The following is a 17,134-nucleotide window of genomic DNA, read 5'->3' on the forward strand; positions in this document are numbered from 1 at the left end:
CGGTTAAACTATCTCAATGTAGAAGGTAATTCAAAAATTTCTAAATCAAAATATTGAACTGACGCCATTACATGATCAAAAATATCAGCCATAATGTATTCGTAATTTGCCCAGCGTTTGTCACTTGAAAACACATAAATCTCCAACGGAACTCCGTGTGCGGTCGATTGCAGCTGTCTACACATAATATGCATATTTTTGTTCAATCCCGGATGGTCATGTAAATATTGCATAATGTATTTTCTAAACAATCCTAAATTGGTCATGTTTCGGCCATTTAGCGAAAGCGTTTTATCAACTCCTCTAAGATCGTTGTATTTATCAATTTCCGCTTGACGGCTGTCAATATACGAAGTTATAAGCTGTACTTTTCGCAATTGATGCAAATCTTCATCGTTTAAAAAACGAATTGTACTGCTTTTTATCAAAACGTGTCTTTTAATACGTCTTCCATCAGATTTTTGCATTCCGCGCCAGTTCTGAAACGAATCTGAACTTAAAGCATAAGTTGGAATTGTGGTAATCGTGTTGTCAAAATTTCGAACTTTTACCGTTGTCAAATTGATTTCGATAACATCTCCATCTGCACCAAATTTGTCCATTGTAATCCAGTCGCCAATACGAACCATGTCATTTATCGCAACCTGAACACTCGAAACAAATCCAAGAATCGTATCTCTGAAAATTAAGATGATAATTGCCGAAAGTGTTCCTAGAATAGTTAAAAGTTCTCCTTTTTTAATTCCAAATAAAGTCGAAATAATCATGGCAACTCCAAAAATCCAGAGCACAATCATAATAACCTGGACAAAACTGTCAATTGGTTTGTCGCTGTATTCTGGTTTTTGTTTTAAATAATCGCGTAACGAATTAAAAACAGTTCGAACAATCCATAATCCAAGCAATACAATATAGATTCCGACAATTTTTCCGAAAATCGATTCCCAATATTCGTATTTATCTAGAATAACAGGAACTGCTTTATAAATAAAGAAAAACGGAATTAAATAAGCGGTATATCTAGTGGTTTTGTTTTGAATTAAATAATCGTCAAATTTTGTTTTGGTACGTTGAGCGAAAACAGCAGTTAAAGTAACCAAAATAAATTTGGCTGCGTAATAAATTACATAAGCCAATGCTATTAAAATAGCAATATTAAAGATTAGACTGGTATAAGACGCCACATTACGGCTCATTCCCCAATCTCTAAAAACAGGATATAAAAAATTAAATATTTTCTCCAAAAACTTATGCATTTGCTTGAGTTTCTAAATATTTTTTCTCAATGTAAAAAGTTCCAAAAGGAATAAGAGAAGCGACTAGAATGATTGCAAAAGTTTTTAAATCCCAATTCATTGATTTTTTCAATAAAAAAGCTAAAAGAATGTATCCAATAAATAGAACACCGTGCGTCATTCCTAACGGACGTAATAATGTATGGTAAAGTTCAGGATTTGTATTTTGAACGATGAACATATTGGCAAACAATACTAAATAAGAGATTCCCTCTAAAATGGCAGTAACTTTGAAAATCTTGAGCATGTATATATTTTTTAAGTTTTATGCCAGCAAAATTAAGGATTCTGGATTGATTTTAGAATTTAAAAACTCACAAATTAAATCAATCCGATAGGCTAAAAATTGGAATTTGGAATTTAAAATTTTGAAAATTATCTTTACTCAATGAGTAAAAGAGATTTAAAAAAATATTTAGGTGAATTAACCAAAGAGCAATTAGAAGAACAATTGATAGAATTGTACGAAAAATTTGCTCCAGTAAAAGTATATTATGACTTTGTTTTTAATCCAAAAGAAGACAAATTGCTTCAAGAAGCTAAGGTTAAAATCTCTCATGAATATTTTCCGATTAAAAAGCCTGGTGCAAAATGGCGTCCGAAAGCCAAAATGAGAAGATCGGTTGCTCAAAAATTAATAAAACACTTTATGATTTTGGGCGTAGACTCGTATGTTGTGGCTGATATTATGCTTTACAATATAGAAATTGCGCAAACGTTTTCTTCACAAAATTTCATCAAGCAAGAATTGTTTTACAAAAGCCTCTTTAATTCTTTTGAACAGGCAGTAAATTATATTGTTTCAAACGGAATTTTTACTGATTTTAAATTACGAATTAATGCCGTTTTGGAGGAAACTTTAAATCAAAAATGGAAAAACAGATACGAATTTGAGGCAATTTTAGAGAAAATCGACTACTAAAAGCCTTTCTCATAAAAAATCTTTATTCAAAAAAAATATTTATTTTAGGTTAAAAGAGGATGAATAACTGTTTTTTCGATGTATTTTTGCAAAAATCCAAAAATAAACAATGTCTCAAACTTTAGAAATACAAAGAGAAGATAAAAAAGAACTGTATGCATACCAAAAAGGCGATATTGACGCTATTTTTGACCGTTTAGATAATGCTCCTCCGAAACACCACTTACTGTATCAGCTTCCAACTGGAGGAGGAAAAACAGTAATATTTTCTGAAATCGTACGCCGCTATTTGTCTAATAATGACAAAAAAGTGGTGGTTTTGACGCACCGTATTGAACTTTGTAAACAAACTTCAAAAATGTTGACAGGTTTTGGCGTTACAAACAAAATAATCAATAGTAAAGTAAAGGAATTGCCAGATCAGAATGATTTTTCATGTTTCGTGGCAATGGTTGAAACTTTAAAAAACCGTATCAATGATGAAAAACTTCATCTAGACAATATTGGTTTAGTTATTATTGATGAGGCACACTACAACTCATTTAGAAAATTATTAAACTCTTTTAAAAATGCTTTTATCCTTGGAGTAACTGCAACACCTTTGAGTTCTAATATAAAATTGCCAATGCACCAAAGCTACAACGAACTTATCGTTGGTGATACAATTGGTTCATTAATCGAAAAAGGCTTCTTGGCAAAAGCAACAACTTACAGCTATGATGTAGGTTTGACTTCGTTAAAAGTGGGTATCAATGGAGATTATACTGTAAAATCTTCAGATGATTTATATACGAATACTTTGATGCAAGAAAAACTGCTTCATGCATATACAGAACGTTCTTTAGGAAAGAAAACCTTGATTTTCAATAATGGTATTCATACTTCATTATATGTATATGAAACGTTTAGAGAAGCAGGTTACGACATCAGACACTTAGATAATACAAGTAGTTCTGAAGAGCGTAAAGACATTTTGCAATGGTTTAAAAAGACTCCAGACGCGATTTTGACTTCAGTCGGAATTTTGACAACTGGTTTTGACGAACCAACTGTAGAGACGATTATTTTAAATAGAGCAACAAAATCGTTGACATTATATTTCCAAATGATTGGTCGTGGTTCTCGTAAATTACCTGGAAAAGATGAATTTACAGTTATCGATTTAGGTAACAATGCCGCTCGTTTTGGTTTATGGAGTGATCCTGTAAACTGGCAGCACATTTTTAAATCGCCAGAGTTTTATTTGGAAAACTTACGTGATGACCATGAAATCGAGATGTTCTTTAAATACAGCATGCCACCAGAATTGCGTGCAAAATTCAGTAAAACTGCCGATGTTAGTTTTGATGTAGATGAAGAACACAAATTAATCATCAAACAGAATCTTCGTTCTAAAGTCGTTTTAGACAAATCTCTAGATCAGCATGCTGGAATGTGTGTTGATAATACAGAAACGCTTCAAGAAGCAAAAATGCTAGCTAAAGAATTAGAAGATGATATTGAAGACCGTATCAAACGCTATTCTAAATGTTTGAGCCAATGCAGTAAAAACTACCGCGAATGGCTGGTTGACGATTACAAACAAAGATTAACTTTATTAATTGGTAAAAAATATCGTGAGAAAATCATGAATGAGCCGGATTGATAATTTAAAAGTTCAATTGTTTCAAGTTTCATGTTTGCTTCGCCTGTTCGGCTTTTAGCCTCGGGTCAAGTTGTTGGAATCTAAAACAGTATTATAATATATAAAAGGAGAAATAGCATTTCATAGTAAATGTAATTTCTCCTTTCAACTTATTAAGTTTTTGGTGTAACTTGAAACCTGAAACTTTAAACAAAATTAAAAAACATGTCTAAACCATTCTCAACATTAGGAATTTCGGCTCCAATTTTAAAAGCTTTAAGCGAATTAAAAATTGTTGAACCTACAGAAATTCAGCAAAGAACAATTCCGTTATTTTTGAGCGAAACCCATGATATTGTTGGTTTAGCCAAAACAGGAACAGGAAAAACAGCCGCTTTTGGATTGCCTTTATTGCAATTGGTAAATGCAGAATCAACAACAGTTCAGGCTGTTATTTTAGTTCCAACGAGAGAATTGGGACAGCAGATTTTTAGAAACTTAGAAAGTTTTTCAAAATATATTCCTAATATATCTATTGCTTCCATTTGCGGTGGAACTCCAATAAAACCCCAAATCGAGAGATTAAAAGAAGGCGCCCAAATCGTTGTGGCAACTCCAGGTCGTTTAATCGATTTGATTCAGCGAAAAGCTATTGACATTAAAAAAGCTGAGTATTTGGTTTTGGATGAAGCTGATGAAATGGTTGCGATTCTTAAAGAAAGTTTAGACGAAATTATCACCGAATTACCTAAAAAACATCGCACTTTATTATTTTCAGCAACACTTCCTGGAACGATAAAACAGTTGATTCAGAATTATTTGAATAAAAATGTAGTTCAAGTAAGCGCCAACATGGAAACAATTGGAAACGAAGGAATTGATCACGAATATATTGTAGTTGATCCTATTGAAAAACTGGAAGTTTTAATGCATTTCTTAAATTCTAGAGACGGAGAACGAGGCATTATTTTCTGTAAAACGAAAGCTGCCGTTAATAAACTAGCCAAAAATCTGGCAATCAATAAATTTTCTTCGGGAGCGCTTCATGGAAGTTTGACACAAGGAATTCGCGATCGTATTATGGAACAATTTCGTGAAGGACACATTAATATCTTAGTCGCAACAGATTTGGCAGCTAGAGGAATTGACGTAAAAGAAATCTCGTATGTGATAAACTACCACCTTCCTGACACTTACGAAAATTACGTTCACCGAAGCGGAAGAACCGCAAGGGCAGGGGCAAAAGGACTTTCTTTGACCGTTCTACAGCAAGAAGAAGTTTTTGAAATTGCTGACTTTGAGAGAGAATTAGGAATTCAGTTCTCAGAATTCAAAAAGCCTACGGCTGCTAGTGTAGAAGAAAATAATATGCTTTTGTGGGCAAGACAAATCTTCAAAACAAAGCCAAATCACGAACTTTCAGCAGATTTAAAAACAAAAGTAAAAACTGTTTTTCATCATTTAACGAAAGATGAATTAATCGAAAAATTAATGGCCAGTTATGTCCTACAGAACAAAATCGATGTAGTTGAAAAAACAGTTAAAAAATTCAAAAAGTAATAAATATGACAATTGTCATTGCATATTAAAGTTGTATATTTATAAGGAATTATTTTATAATCCTACTTAATACAACATATATGAAAATAGTCATTATTGGAGGTGGATTTGCAGGAATTAATCTGGCAAAAGAGCTTGTAAATCAGCCTCAAATACAAGTAACGCTTGTAGACAAGAATAATTATAACTTTTTCCCACCACTTATATATCAAGTTGCTACGGCATTTTTAGAACCATCGAGCATTAGTTATCCGTTTAGAAAATTCTTTGCTGGCAAAAGGAATCTACAATTTCGTTTAGGCGAATTATTATCGGTTTCACCGGCAGAAAAGAAAATTACTTTAAGTAATGGTGAATTAGAATACGATTATCTTGTTTTTGCAACTGGAGCAGAAACAAGCTATTTTGGTATGGAAAACGTGATGAAAAACGCTATTCCGATGAAAACTTTAAATGATGCCATCGTAATGCGTAATACATTGCTTAAAAATCTTGAAAAAGCTGCTATTTGCAAAGATATTCGCAAACGTCGTAAATTACTAACGATCGTTGTCGCTGGAGGTGGACCAACTGGAGTTGAAGTTTCGGGAATGTTTGCCGAAATGAGAAAAAATATTTTACTAAAGGAATATCCAGAATTAGAAACATCTGCAAGTAATGTTTATTTAGTCGATGGAGGAGATGCTCTATTGGCACCAATGAGTAAAGAATCGCAAAAAGATACTCTAGAAGCACTTACAAAACTTGGTGTTGTCGTAAAACTGCATACTCGTGTTGTTGATTATGTTGACGATACGGTACATTTTGAAAACGGAGAAACCATCAAAACCAAAAACTTAATTTGGGCCGCGGGAGTTTCTGCCAAAATTTTCGAAGGAATGCCAAAAGAAAGTTATGGACGCGGCCGCAGAATGGCAACCGATGAATTCAACAAAGTAAATGGTGTAGATCATATTTTTGCCATTGGTGACACAGCGATTTCTTCTGGAGATAAAAATTTCCCTGACGGACATCCGCAAGTGGCGCAGGTAGCTATTCAGCAAGGTTTGAATCTGGCTAAGAATTTTAAAGCTATGGTTGCCAATAAACCTCTTAAACCTTTTGCTTACAAAGACAAAGGATCTATGGCAATTATCGGAAAAGCAAAAGCGGTTGTAGATTTACCAAGTCCAAAATGGCATTTTAAAGGTTTCTTTGCTTGGATCATCTGGCTGTTTATTCACTTAATTTCACTGATAACTTATAGAAACCGATTAAATACTTTCTGGAATTGGATGGTAGCGTATTTCGCAAAAGATCAATCACTTAGAATGATTATCAGACCAGATAAAAAGACACAAAACTAAAATTATAAAATTCCAATTTTAAAAACCCATATTCCAAAATTGGAAGCTTTAAATACTAAAAGCCAAAAACACTTTGTTTTTGGCTTTTCTATTTTTCAATAGATTGGAATTTGGAATTTTAAAAAATTGGAATTTAATTATTTATTCAGCAGTAGTTGGGTCGATTATTCCTGTAACCTGATTTACAGAATTGGCTGGAAAACCACCTAATTTAGCGTGTTCATAAACCATTTCTTCATTTGGTGCTATATAAATGCAATACAGTTTATCGTTTGTAATATAGCTGTTGACCCACTGAATTTGAGTTCCTAGTTGATTAAGTACACCACAGGAAGCCTGTGAAATGCTTTTTAATTGATCAGATGTAAGTTTACCGGCATTTGGGATTTCTCTTTCAATAACATATTTAGGCATAATATTTAGAAATTTATTCCTACTCATGTGGCTTTTCGGTTTCGCCCCGTTTTTAAAATGGTTTCTGGATTCCATTCCATTTTTTAGCCCTATAAAATTACTGAAATAAAAGCGCAAAATCAATTATTATGTTTTGATTTTTAATCACTTACAATCTATCAATGAACAGAAGAAATGCTGTCATCTGCAGACAATTCCACTTTTTGTTTGATAAATCGTTTACCGATATTTAAAATTATAAATGCTGTAATAGTTGTTGTTGTCATGATTGCAATCATTGGAGTTACTGAATCCTTCACAAAAACACCAACTGCAAACGAAGCCAAAGCGCCGATTCCAAGCTGAATTGCTCCCATTAATGCAGAAGCGCTTCCTGTGTTTTTAGCAAAAGGAGCAAGCGTTAATCCAGCAGTATTTGGATTTGAAATTCCTAAACAAGCCAAGAACAAAAATAGCATTCCGATAGTTTGGTACAATCCTAAAAGATCATTTAAAGCCAAAATCAAGAATATTACACTTATAACAGATTGAGAAATCAAAGCTCCAAAAATCATCTGTTCGCTTGAAAATCGCTTCAATAGCATAGAATTCAACTGACTTGAACCTATAAAACTAACAGACATAAGCGCGAAAATCCATCCGTAAGTTTTAGCATCGACTTTATAAATATCCATAAAAACCAGAGGGGAAGCCGCTACATAAGAAAACAATCCTGAAAAAGCTATCGCACCTGTAAAAGCATAGGTATAAAATTGGGGCTCTTTTATAACCAAAAGAAAATTAGATAGAATCGGTTTTGGTTTTAATGAAATGGAAGTATCTGGTTTATATGTATTTGGAAGCCCAATTTGTGAAGCTATTAAAATCACGATTCCCATACACATTAGTATAAAAAAGACAGCGTGCCAGCCTAAATCTTCGGTAACATAACCGCCAATTGTTGGCGCCAACATTGGAGAAAGTCCAACAACGAGCATTAAAAGTGAAAATACTTTTGGAATATCTTTTACAGGAAATAAATCACGAACCATTGCTACGGAAGCTACAGTTGCGGCACAGCTACCAATCGCTTGTACAAAACGAAGCATTATAAAAGCATCAATATCAGCAACATAAATACATCCTAAAGAAGCAAGAATATAAATTAGAAGTCCAACAAACAAAGGTTTTTTACGTCCAAAACGATCTAATAAAGGTCCATAAAGCAATTGTCCAGCAGAAATTCCGATGAAATAACTGGATAAACTCATCGAAACCTTAGCAACAGAAGTGTTTAAATCTTTTGCAATTCCCGAAAAACCAGGTAGATACATGTCGATTGAAAAAGGACCGAGAGCAGTCAACGAACCTAAAATCAGGATGAGCTGAATATAATTTTTTGTTGTCATTATCTTAAAAAGTGGCTTATAATTTTTTGCAAAGGTAAAGATTTCATACCTTGTAGTATAACTTGAAAAAGTTTATAACAATAAATTAAAGTAATTGCCAACATTATTTAGTGTAACTATTTATTAATCTTTAAATTAAAAATTTATGAAAAAGTACCTTTTACTAGCAGCAGTTTTATTCACAACGATTTCATTTGCGCAAACTATTACATCTAAACAAGAAGAAGCTAGTGTTGAACAATACGAACTCCTGAAAAAAGTAAACCAATATTATCCGGATATTTCCTTAAGCAAATCGGTTACAAATTTTTACGCTGATGGAAAAATTATCGATTCGCAGCAGGATTTTGATTTAAGAGGAACAAAATTTTCAAGTTATAAAATAGGCATCGAGCCAGGAAACAAAAAAGTAAAATTTGATTATACATCTAGTGAAGCTGGCCATGTGTACGGCGACGTTACTATTTTTAATGGAAATGCTTTGCGAACTACGTTTAACGAAAAAACAAATCAAGTTGATGTGTCATTAAATGGAAAATCGGTTTATTTGAAAAAATTATAGATTTAAGAAAATTTTAGAAAAAGCATCACAAATTTGTGATGCTTTTTTTGGTTTATATTTGGTTCAGATTTTAATAAAACAAACTACAATGAAAAAATTTCTTTTCCTGGCATTTTTAGTTTCCATACAAGCATTCTCACAGCAAAACAAATTCTCAGGAACTTGGGGAAGCCAAAAATGCAAAGACTGCAAGAAAGAATATATTTTTACGATTACAATAGCTCAGTCAAATTATAAGATTTTTGGAACCGCTGAAGTTACGAGCGAATACAAAGATTTAAATTCAGGAATTCTGGAAGTTTCCGGACATGTTTATCCGCATGGCGATAAAGCGCAAATAAAACTGAAAGACAAAAACGGAGTTACAGCTAGCGCAGTTTTATTTGTAAATGACAACGTAATCCAATTCAATAAAAATGGCGGAGGCGATGTTGTACCAAAAGAAATGATTTTGAATAAATTATACGAATAAGCTCCTTGTCGGAGTTATTCAAATTTGAACTATAATTTATAGTATGATTTGCAGTATGTCCAAGAAGATGTTAACAACTTTATTAACAGTATAAAAAAGCCCTATTTTTGAAGAAATCTAATATATAAAAATTCGGAACATAAAAAAAGCCCCGTTTTATTGGGGCTTATTTATTGGATTTATTTGTAAAATTATCCTTTTACTTCATTTATCAATTTACCGTCGACAAAATATTGCATTAAAGAATTTGCACCTGATAAACGATATAATGTTCGAACTGTCTTACCATCAAATATTCTAACATCACCATAGGTTAAAATATCATCATTTGATAAAAAGGTATAAGTTAAATGTCTTTTATCCATGATTGTAACATTGTAAAGTTTAAACTTACTGCTATTTGGATAAATCAATTCAGCAGATAGAAATTCGTTAACTTTTAAATTATTCTTATAATTTGATTTAACTTCTTTTGAAATCAGAATGTCGGGATAAAAGATATTTACTTGTTTAATCAAATCGTATTGGTCGACATTAATAGATTCTCTTTTCTCTAAAAAGATTTTCATGTCTGAATCCTGAGAAAAAGCAGGAATTGAAAATAATATAAGAAGTAATAAAGTAATTTTTTTCATGTGGTATTGTTTTGTGAGTTTATAATTACTAAAGATTTCCAAATATAGTGCCAATATTTTAAACTTACTTTGTCAATTGCTATAAAAGAATAAATAATTAACTTTGATAGACCAACCTTTAAATATAAATTATGAACCAAAATCACTTCGTTATTTTTGATACAGTATTAAAGTATCTAGCTATTAATTCTCATAAATCGATAACGTTTAAAGATTTAGCAGAAAATGCGCTTCCAACATCAAAAAACACTCACGAATACTTAAAATCATTTAAAAATTTTGTGTTCAAAAGAAAAAAAGAACGTCAATTCGATAGTTTTATTGAAGACATATTTAAAGACAATAATAATGAAGAATTAATATCTAACGCCTTGTACTATTTGAAAGGAGATGGTTTAGTTAATTACACTCCACTAAAACAACGAGAATATATATCTGTAGAAATAACAGCTAAAGGTTTAAACAAAATAAATACTGGTGGCTTCAAAAGAGAATATAGAAGAGCTAATTCTAATTACTGGGTTGACAGAATTACTAAAATAGCTTCACCAATTATAGCAATACTGTCACTTTGCTTAACTTATTACATTTATACCCATCCTAACTGCAAATAAGAATATTTAAATTTTAATTTTAATTCACTTTGTCAATTGCTATAAAAGAATAAATAATTATACCTTTTAAATAATTTTCTTACATTAGATGCATTATTAACTTTAACCAAAATACAATGGCATACATTCTAGTAACTCTTGTCAATGACAGTCAACCAGTAATTATTGTTAAAGAGCATATAGTTGCTTTTTACAAAGTACCAAATCAACCAAGTACTAATCATAGCGCAATTAAAACTACAGGAGGTCATGAATTCTTAGTTTATGAAACTTTAGAAGAATTATCGACTAAACTGGGTGTTACTTCAAATTGGTTTGTCGTTTAAAAAAAAAGCCTTTGTAAATTAATACAAAGGCTTATCTATTATATATTCATTGAAATATTGTCGAGAAATGTATCTTCCAGTTTTTCGATTATAAATATTAATATAATGGTAATCGAATTTGATATTCTTACACCAGTTATGCAAATAAAATATTGATTTACAAAACTCAACTTTTATTGGTCTTATAGATTTATCTTTATTAAAGATTGTACAGCTATAAGGAGTAGGAGTAGTATTAGCCATAAATCGTACTGATTTGTATTTCTACATCTTGAAGTAGATTTTTAATTTTAAATCCACCGTTTACACAAACAAAAGTTGAAATATCAAATTCTCCTTTTTTGATTATACTCGTACCTTGTTCAATGTAATTTGTTAAAATCCAAAATTCGTTAGTTCTTATATCCGTAAAAATATAAACTCTCAATCCGTAAGGATATGAAGTTTTACCAGTTGTCATTTTTACGTAAAAATCTCCAAACTGAACAATACCACCGTTATTTTGAACAGGGAACGACGTAACCAAATCATAACCATTTCGAATATAATTTGGAGTTTCACCCTGAAATTCAATCGTATCTACGTGAGTAGAATTTGGATAAGTATCATAATTACCAATGTAAAATTTGTTATCTCCCTGAATTGTTCCAAGGTTTAGCATTGAATAAACCCTACGATCAAATGTATAACCTGAGCCTTGAGAAAATCTGCCATCAATACGAAATTGCGGTAGCTTATATTCTTTAAGGTATCTCAAAGGTTTTTTCTGAAAATCACTAAAATTTGAAATTTCTACACTTGACGAACTACTACCATTAGGAATGAGAAAATAAATTTCTGTAAATGCAGTAGCAAAGTAATTTTCTGGAATAACATTTAAATCGACATTGCCTAAATCATTAATAACTGATAACATAGGCAAACTATCGTAATTCAAAAAATCTACTCCCTGAACACGTTTATTGTCGACAAATACAGATAAAATGAAAAATGGCGTTTGAATTCCTCTAATTAAATATCCCTCAGAAGATTCAATCTCTTTAACTTTGACAGCGTAAGTGTCATCTATATATTGAATAAAATTCATACTGGATTAATTAAATAACGGAACTTTTTTCAAGTCCGAAGTTGATAAATATTTTTTCAAATCAGCTTTTAAATCACGTCTTGTAATAACATAATAACAGCCAATTACTAATGGAACAGTTGTAACTTGTTTTACTTTTAATAACTCATTAATCGTCTCTTTTTCATTTTCGAAATTAGACATCGGTTCAGTTATCCAAGTGTACCAAGGAGCGTCTTTCGTCTGCTTATTTGTTCCTAACCAAACCGCTAAAGATTCTGCTATATTATGAACTTCTTTACGAAGTGTAATTTTGTTCAATTCGATTTCTTTCGTCATTGGGTTAGAAACAGCAATTTTTAAATCTTTTTCTGCATCTTCTAAAGCTTTTTCCTCAGCATCTTGTGTAAATTTTGCATACCATTTTTTCAATAACGGATAACACACAATGATACCAACACACAAAAGCCAGTATTTTTGCAGAAAATCAAAGAGCCAAACAGTATTGGCTTGGCTCTTTGTTCTATTAACTATCTCTCTTTGAGCCATAATTATTTTTTCTTGAATAATTTATAAGCTAAAAATCCTGCTAAAGCAACTAATACAACATTTGCAATAGTCTTATTGTTTGCGTAAAAAAGTTTGATTTTATCTAACATCTTGTTTAAATTTTGAATTAATAATTTTTATCGTTTTCGGCGTTTGTTTAGACTGTAACGCTGTAAACAGTATAAAAAAAAAGCAGTACGGGAATAATCAAATAATTGAATCTGAATTTCTTTTTAGCATTTACGGTAACGCTTGCGAGATTGTAATCTCCCATAATATCGATTGCATCCTGAATATCAGAATCATAAATTAAATTATGATCGGGAGCGCATTCGTGCTTAATAATTGCCCGTGCAATAACCATGTAAAACTTTGCATCTACAATTTTGATTGTTTGGTCAGGGTCTAAGCCGACGGCTTTTGAAATAACCTCAATATACTTTTGCGTATCATTTTCAAATGGCGGTGCATATTCAGTTATAAGCTTTCTTACGGTATTTTTTCCTTTGTCAATGTCGTTTGTCAAATCTCGCAACATGGCACGAATACCGTATTTTACTTCGGTAAACTGCTCAAAATGTTTGTCGGTATTTTGGGCATTTGGTATTTTTCCCTGCCAAGCAATATTTGTCAAAACCAAGTTACCCGGATTATTATTTCGAATACCTCGTGTTAAGTCCTTTCTACCTAAAAAATTACTCATTTTCTTCTACAATTTGAGGTTTAGCAGAGGTTTCAGGCTCGTCTTTTCCGAAATCAAGTTTACTTAATTCATCAGAAACAACCTGAATACCTTTTAAAATAGCAGTAACAACCGCACCATATTTTACGATAATACCGATTATCGAAACAATTCCTTTTAAATTTTTCATAACCTATTTTTTTAATTGTTTTCTTTTTTCTAAATGCTCTTTGAGTAAATCCACCCCCTCGTGAAGTATAAGAGGGAGGAACTTTAAAATAAACCTAAACATTAGTTCGAACGAATAAATGTTCCTGCATAACCACCGTTTTTTGCACGTGGATTAATTACAAACGCCATACTGTCAATTACAACCTTACCGCCGTTTTTCTGCATTGTTCCCCAATGAAAAGATTGAACACCAGTTTTAGTATTAGTAAAAGTGCATGCCACCGAACCAAACCAACCTTTGTCTGAAAGATTTGACTTTGTTGTTGTCACACATTTAATTGCAATCAATTCTCCTTTAGCTAATCTCCAACCAGTTGTTAGATGCTGTTCAACACCTTTATTTGGACCCGAAACAGGGGTGTAAGTAGTGTACTTTGCGCCTGAATGCTTTACTTTTTGCTTATTATTGTTATAATTCTGATTATTGTAATTATAACTTTTTCTATTTTGTGCCATTACTTTATAATGTGTTTAATTAATAATATGATTTCAGCCAGTTTTTTAATTATGATTACTGCCGAATCTATCAGAAATACAATAAGATAGATTCGATAGTAATTTTTCGGCTTACGATCTTTTTCGAGCAACTCTTTTTCCTGAATTATTGCTATCACGTCTTAAAAACCAAATCAATGCAATAAGACCAGCGACAGCACCTAAGACAATTTTCCAGTTTCTTTCGAACCAAACCTTAATAGTTGAACTAACCACAGTAGCGCCAACCTGACCTGAACCCTGAACAAAACCAGTACTTAAACCGTCATTTATTCCAGTTGTTACAGCTTTTGCAAAAATCTGAGAACCTGCATTTGCTACAGCACCAACCGTTTGACTTGCAGTATTTAATGCCAGTTGTTTGTTGTATTCTTCCTCAGCTTGTTTGTTTGCCTTTTTAGCTTCGTGAGCATCTTGCAAATTCTGCGATATATTTTGAACAGTTCCGCCAACGAAAGGAATTGCGCCCATAATTGGAGTAGCAACCTTTACCAAATTTTTGAACGAAACGTTTTTCTTAATCGCTGTTCCAATTTTTTTGAAAAATCCCATAGCTTACACAGTTTTTAAACATCTTACGACGAAATTAATAATCGAGCCTTGAGACTTATTAATCTCAATTCCAACGACAGCCACCAAAGGCAGGGTTAATCTATCCGCTAAACCTTGAACAACTTTTCCGTCTGAAAGCACAGCTTGGATTGGGTCAATATCACGGCTTAAAGTCTGCAATTCAAAAGGAAGATATTTAACTACTTGACCGTTTGAATATTGGTAAGACAAATCACTTACTGAATTATCTACAGTCATAACAGCCAAATCAAAGCCTTGAACATCGATTTTTTTGTTGAACTCCTCAGAAGCAACAGATTTTTGTTCAAAGAAATACAAATTGTTTGTTTGCTGTGGTTCTTCAATACCGTGCAAATCATAGCGTTTACCTGCAATTAAATCTTCAAGAGTAATTTTAATACTCTCTTTATCTGCAAGATAAATCGAACCTTCGTCAGCCAATTCACACAATGCAATCAAAGCATTATCTTCATCCGACTGTGTACATTCAGTTCCGTAAGTACTTGCTAAAATGAAATCTTTAAGCAAAACTTTATTTGCTAAAATGACATTCGAGCCATTTCCACGTTCAATGTAAATACTAATTTTTTCAGTAGTTAAGCCTGATAATGGCAGGTCACTTGAAAGAATTAAAGCACCGATTGCTTTTGTTACTTGTAATTCTGGCGATTTTGTAACGCCTGTAATAGTTGCAATTTTCATTTGTTATAAATTTTATTTGTTTAAATTTCTTTCACAAAGGTTATTGCAACTATTATTTGACGTTCCCTAAAATTCCCTATAATTCCACAATTTTCCCTAATTTTCCCTATAATATGCCGTACTTAATTAGGTCTTGGACAGTTAAATAACTCCTTTTTAATTCCAAGGAATCGAGTATAACTTGATATTCTTTGCAAGCCGTTTTATAGCTTAATTCAAGAATATGCATTAACTGGGTTTTAGTTACTTTTTGGCTTGTATTCTGTGTTTTCATGGCTTATAAAAATAAAAGTTGGTGTTCGTGGAATAATTCAAAATCAAAATCATTTACTAATTTCTCCTTTGTTCTAAACTCATGCATATAGAAATGTAATTTGTTTCTGAACCAATTTATAAGTGGTTTTTCGGTAATCATGTCTAAATCTTCAAGTAAAAGATTTAAAGCAACGATGTAAGATATATCCTGATTACTTGCGTAATACTCTCTAAACAAAGATTTTGCAAGACGTTTTTTAATGGTTGTAGAAGAAAGAACAACCTTTTTCAAGCGTTTTATTATAGGATTGAATTTGGTAATTTGGGATTGTAAAAAATCAAAATCAAACAAAACAATTAGCTTTTCTTTATTGATTTGGCTTTTACCAGTATTCTCACGAAGTTCAAAAAAACCTTTATTTGCAATCTTCAACAATTCATAAAGGTTAGCTTTATCAAAAATACCCCAAGTCATTGATTGACTAACTTTTATATCTCCTTTGGAATGTTCGTTAAGACCTCTAAAAAACGCAGAATTTAACTGATATTCAAAACGCCAAACATTCTCATTTTTCAAACCGTTGTTTGCGTAATATTCATTTATATAAGGTTTCTCAGTTAGCTGTAAAGACAGCGTTTTGTTATAGCATCGTATTATTTTATCTGATGTTCTTTTTCCTATTTGGAAACCGTTAAGAATTGATTTTCCTTTGTAAGTTTCAAAATAGCTTTGTAGATTTTTCGGGCGCCCTGAAATAAGGTAGTTACCTGCAACCACATTACTATATAAATTACGGTAAGAATTGTTGATATCAGACTTGTCAAGACATATATCCAGTCTATTAACAGACTTAAATAAGTAGTTCGTTTCATCGCAAAATGCATTTATAACACCTTTTAAGGCATCGTTAGATAATGTATAAAATAGATTGTTTTCAAATTGAAGCTGTGCAAATTGTTCGCTCATAATCGCAGAACGAGGTTTTGCAGTATAAACACCGATTTTTAAATCTTCATAATATAAGTCTGCTCTAATCTCAAAAATCTTAGTTCCGTATTCGTATGGTTTTAAACGAAATTTCGAATCTTCTGGAAATTCTCCGAACGGCTGACCCTCGAGATTAATAATTAAATAGTCTATATTTATAAGAGTAGGTTTTAAATTATTGTTTCTAAATTTAGTTTGAGCTTGATGCCTTTCTTTATATGAAATCATTATTTTTAGTAGGTTTTGAGTGAGTTAGTTGCCGTTATACCCAACGGCAACGCTAATAGATTGAACTAATATTTATTTGATTCATTTTTGACCCAATCTAAAAAGGTGAAAAATGTATCTTTAATGTATTGGGGGAGTCCTATAGTTTTAATTTCATAACAGTAAAATAATTTCCCGTCCTGCGTATGTGATTTGTATTTGAATTTT

21 protein-coding genes are annotated in these 17,134 nt (G+C 31.9%); 8 read left to right on the forward strand and 13 right to left on the reverse strand.

The genetic code is table 11. The features are described 5' to 3' along the window. Window positions 1–8 precede the first annotated feature (8 nt). Both DMB71_RS19530 and DMB71_RS19535 read right to left on the reverse strand, forming a co-directional pair. Window positions 9–1,256 (reverse strand): mechanosensitive ion channel family protein, encoded by a 1,248-nt coding sequence (locus tag DMB71_RS19530; RefSeq protein WP_111369125.1) that lies wholly within the window; start codon window positions 1,254–1,256, stop codon window positions 9–11. Beyond that, window positions 1,249–1,542, reverse strand: coding sequence for a DUF3817 domain-containing protein (locus tag DMB71_RS19535; protein WP_111369126.1), 294 nt, complete (start codon window positions 1,540–1,542; stop codon window positions 1,249–1,251). Before DMB71_RS19535 ends, DMB71_RS19530 begins: the two co-directional genes overlap by 8 nt. 141 nt (window positions 1,543–1,683) lie before the next feature. On the opposite strand from DMB71_RS19535, the gene DMB71_RS19540 reads away from it, so the two are divergent. From DMB71_RS19540 to DMB71_RS19555, 4 genes are all read left to right on the forward strand, one after another. Then, window positions 1,684–2,217, forward strand: coding sequence for a DUF6155 family protein (locus DMB71_RS19540; RefSeq protein ID WP_111369128.1), 534 nt, complete (start codon window positions 1,684–1,686; stop codon window positions 2,215–2,217). A 109-nt stretch (window positions 2,218–2,326) separates the two neighbouring features. Beyond that, window positions 2,327–3,862: a DEAD/DEAH box helicase gene (locus DMB71_RS19545; protein WP_111369130.1), complete on the forward strand. Its 1,536-nt coding sequence runs from the start codon at window positions 2,327–2,329 to the stop codon at window positions 3,860–3,862. 204 nt (window positions 3,863–4,066) lie between these two features. Further along, window positions 4,067–5,401, forward strand: coding sequence for a DEAD/DEAH box helicase (locus DMB71_RS19550; RefSeq protein WP_111369131.1), 1,335 nt, complete (start codon window positions 4,067–4,069; stop codon window positions 5,399–5,401). 80 nt (window positions 5,402–5,481) lie between these two features. After that, window positions 5,482–6,747: an NAD(P)/FAD-dependent oxidoreductase gene (locus DMB71_RS19555; protein ID WP_111369133.1), complete on the forward strand. Its 1,266-nt coding sequence runs from the start codon at window positions 5,482–5,484 to the stop codon at window positions 6,745–6,747. A gap of 141 nt (window positions 6,748–6,888) precedes the next feature. Here the strand turns inward: DMB71_RS19555 and DMB71_RS19560 are convergent, their stop codons facing one another. Next, a complete protein-coding gene (locus DMB71_RS19560) occupies window positions 6,889–7,188 on the reverse strand; it encodes a DUF4242 domain-containing protein (protein WP_239453000.1) in 300 nt (99 codons plus the stop codon). Window positions 7,189–7,319: 131 nt separating this feature from the next. After that, on the reverse strand, window positions 7,320–8,549 hold the full coding sequence (locus DMB71_RS19565) for a multidrug effflux MFS transporter (protein ID WP_111369134.1): 1,230 nt from the start codon (window positions 8,547–8,549) through the stop codon (window positions 7,320–7,322). Between the two features lie 145 nt (window positions 8,550–8,694). Here DMB71_RS19565 and DMB71_RS19570 point away from each other — a divergent pair, with 145 nt between their 5' ends. Beyond that, window positions 8,695–9,111 carry a hypothetical protein gene (locus tag DMB71_RS19570; RefSeq protein WP_111369136.1) on the forward strand — a complete coding sequence of 139 codons (417 nt, stop codon included), beginning with the start codon at window positions 8,695–8,697 and terminating at the stop codon, window positions 9,109–9,111. 88 nt (window positions 9,112–9,199) lie between these two features. Beyond that, complete coding sequence (locus DMB71_RS19575; protein ID WP_111369735.1) at window positions 9,200–9,583, forward strand: hypothetical protein; 384 nt, start codon at window positions 9,200–9,202, stop codon at window positions 9,581–9,583. A 191-nt stretch (window positions 9,584–9,774) separates the two neighbouring features. Here DMB71_RS19575 and DMB71_RS19580 read toward each other — a convergent pair whose 3' ends face one another. Beyond that, window positions 9,775–10,218, reverse strand: coding sequence for a hypothetical protein (locus DMB71_RS19580; RefSeq protein WP_111369137.1), 444 nt, complete (start codon window positions 10,216–10,218; stop codon window positions 9,775–9,777). A gap of 131 nt (window positions 10,219–10,349) precedes the next feature. Here DMB71_RS19580 and DMB71_RS19585 point away from each other — a divergent pair, with 131 nt between their 5' ends. Then, window positions 10,350–10,832 carry a hypothetical protein gene (locus tag DMB71_RS19585; protein ID WP_111369139.1) on the forward strand — a complete coding sequence of 161 codons (483 nt, stop codon included), beginning with the start codon at window positions 10,350–10,352 and terminating at the stop codon, window positions 10,830–10,832. A 116-nt stretch (window positions 10,833–10,948) separates the two neighbouring features. Further along, complete coding sequence (locus DMB71_RS19590; protein ID WP_111369141.1) at window positions 10,949–11,158, forward strand: hypothetical protein; 210 nt, start codon at window positions 10,949–10,951, stop codon at window positions 11,156–11,158. Window positions 11,159–11,393: 235 nt separating this feature from the next. Here the strand turns inward: DMB71_RS19590 and DMB71_RS19595 are convergent, their stop codons facing one another. The 8 genes from DMB71_RS19595 to DMB71_RS19625 all read right to left on the reverse strand — a co-directional run bounded on the left by DMB71_RS19595 (window position 11,394) and on the right by DMB71_RS19625 (window position 16,927). Then, complete coding sequence (locus DMB71_RS19595) at window positions 11,394–12,245, reverse strand: hypothetical protein (RefSeq protein ID WP_111369142.1); 852 nt, start codon at window positions 12,243–12,245, stop codon at window positions 11,394–11,396. 6 nt (window positions 12,246–12,251) lie between these two features. Beyond that, on the reverse strand, window positions 12,252–12,773 hold the full coding sequence (locus tag DMB71_RS19600; protein ID WP_111369144.1) for a hypothetical protein: 522 nt from the start codon (window positions 12,771–12,773) through the stop codon (window positions 12,252–12,254). A 157-nt stretch (window positions 12,774–12,930) separates the two neighbouring features. Further along, the gene (locus DMB71_RS19605; RefSeq protein WP_204251808.1) at window positions 12,931–13,476 is read right to left on the reverse strand and encodes a hypothetical protein; all 546 of its coding nucleotides are present in this window, start codon (window positions 13,474–13,476) and stop codon (window positions 12,931–12,933) included. Beyond that, entirely contained in the window at window positions 13,469–13,645 is a 177-nt protein-coding gene (locus DMB71_RS22020) for a hypothetical protein (RefSeq protein WP_162614853.1), read from the reverse strand. The genes DMB71_RS19605 and DMB71_RS22020 overlap by 8 nt, the downstream gene beginning before the upstream one ends. Window positions 13,646–13,746: 101 nt before the next feature. Beyond that, window positions 13,747–14,142 (reverse strand): hypothetical protein, encoded by a 396-nt coding sequence (locus tag DMB71_RS19610; RefSeq protein WP_111369146.1) that lies wholly within the window; start codon window positions 14,140–14,142, stop codon window positions 13,747–13,749. Between the two features lie 111 nt (window positions 14,143–14,253). Further along, entirely contained in the window at window positions 14,254–14,733 is a 480-nt protein-coding gene (locus tag DMB71_RS19615) for a hypothetical protein (protein ID WP_111369148.1), read from the reverse strand. Window positions 14,734–14,736: 3 nt separating this feature from the next. Next, window positions 14,737–15,456 carry a hypothetical protein gene (locus DMB71_RS19620; RefSeq protein WP_111369149.1) on the reverse strand — a complete coding sequence of 240 codons (720 nt, stop codon included), beginning with the start codon at window positions 15,454–15,456 and terminating at the stop codon, window positions 14,737–14,739. 277 nt (window positions 15,457–15,733) lie between these two features. Further along, window positions 15,734–16,927 carry a hypothetical protein gene (locus DMB71_RS19625; RefSeq protein WP_111369150.1) on the reverse strand — a complete coding sequence of 398 codons (1,194 nt, stop codon included), beginning with the start codon at window positions 16,925–16,927 and terminating at the stop codon, window positions 15,734–15,736. Between the last annotated feature and the right edge of the window lie 207 nt (window positions 16,928–17,134).

Source organism: Flavobacterium tistrianum, from assembly GCF_003254545.1.
GTDB lineage: Bacteria > Bacteroidota > Bacteroidia > Flavobacteriales > Flavobacteriaceae > Flavobacterium > Flavobacterium tistrianum.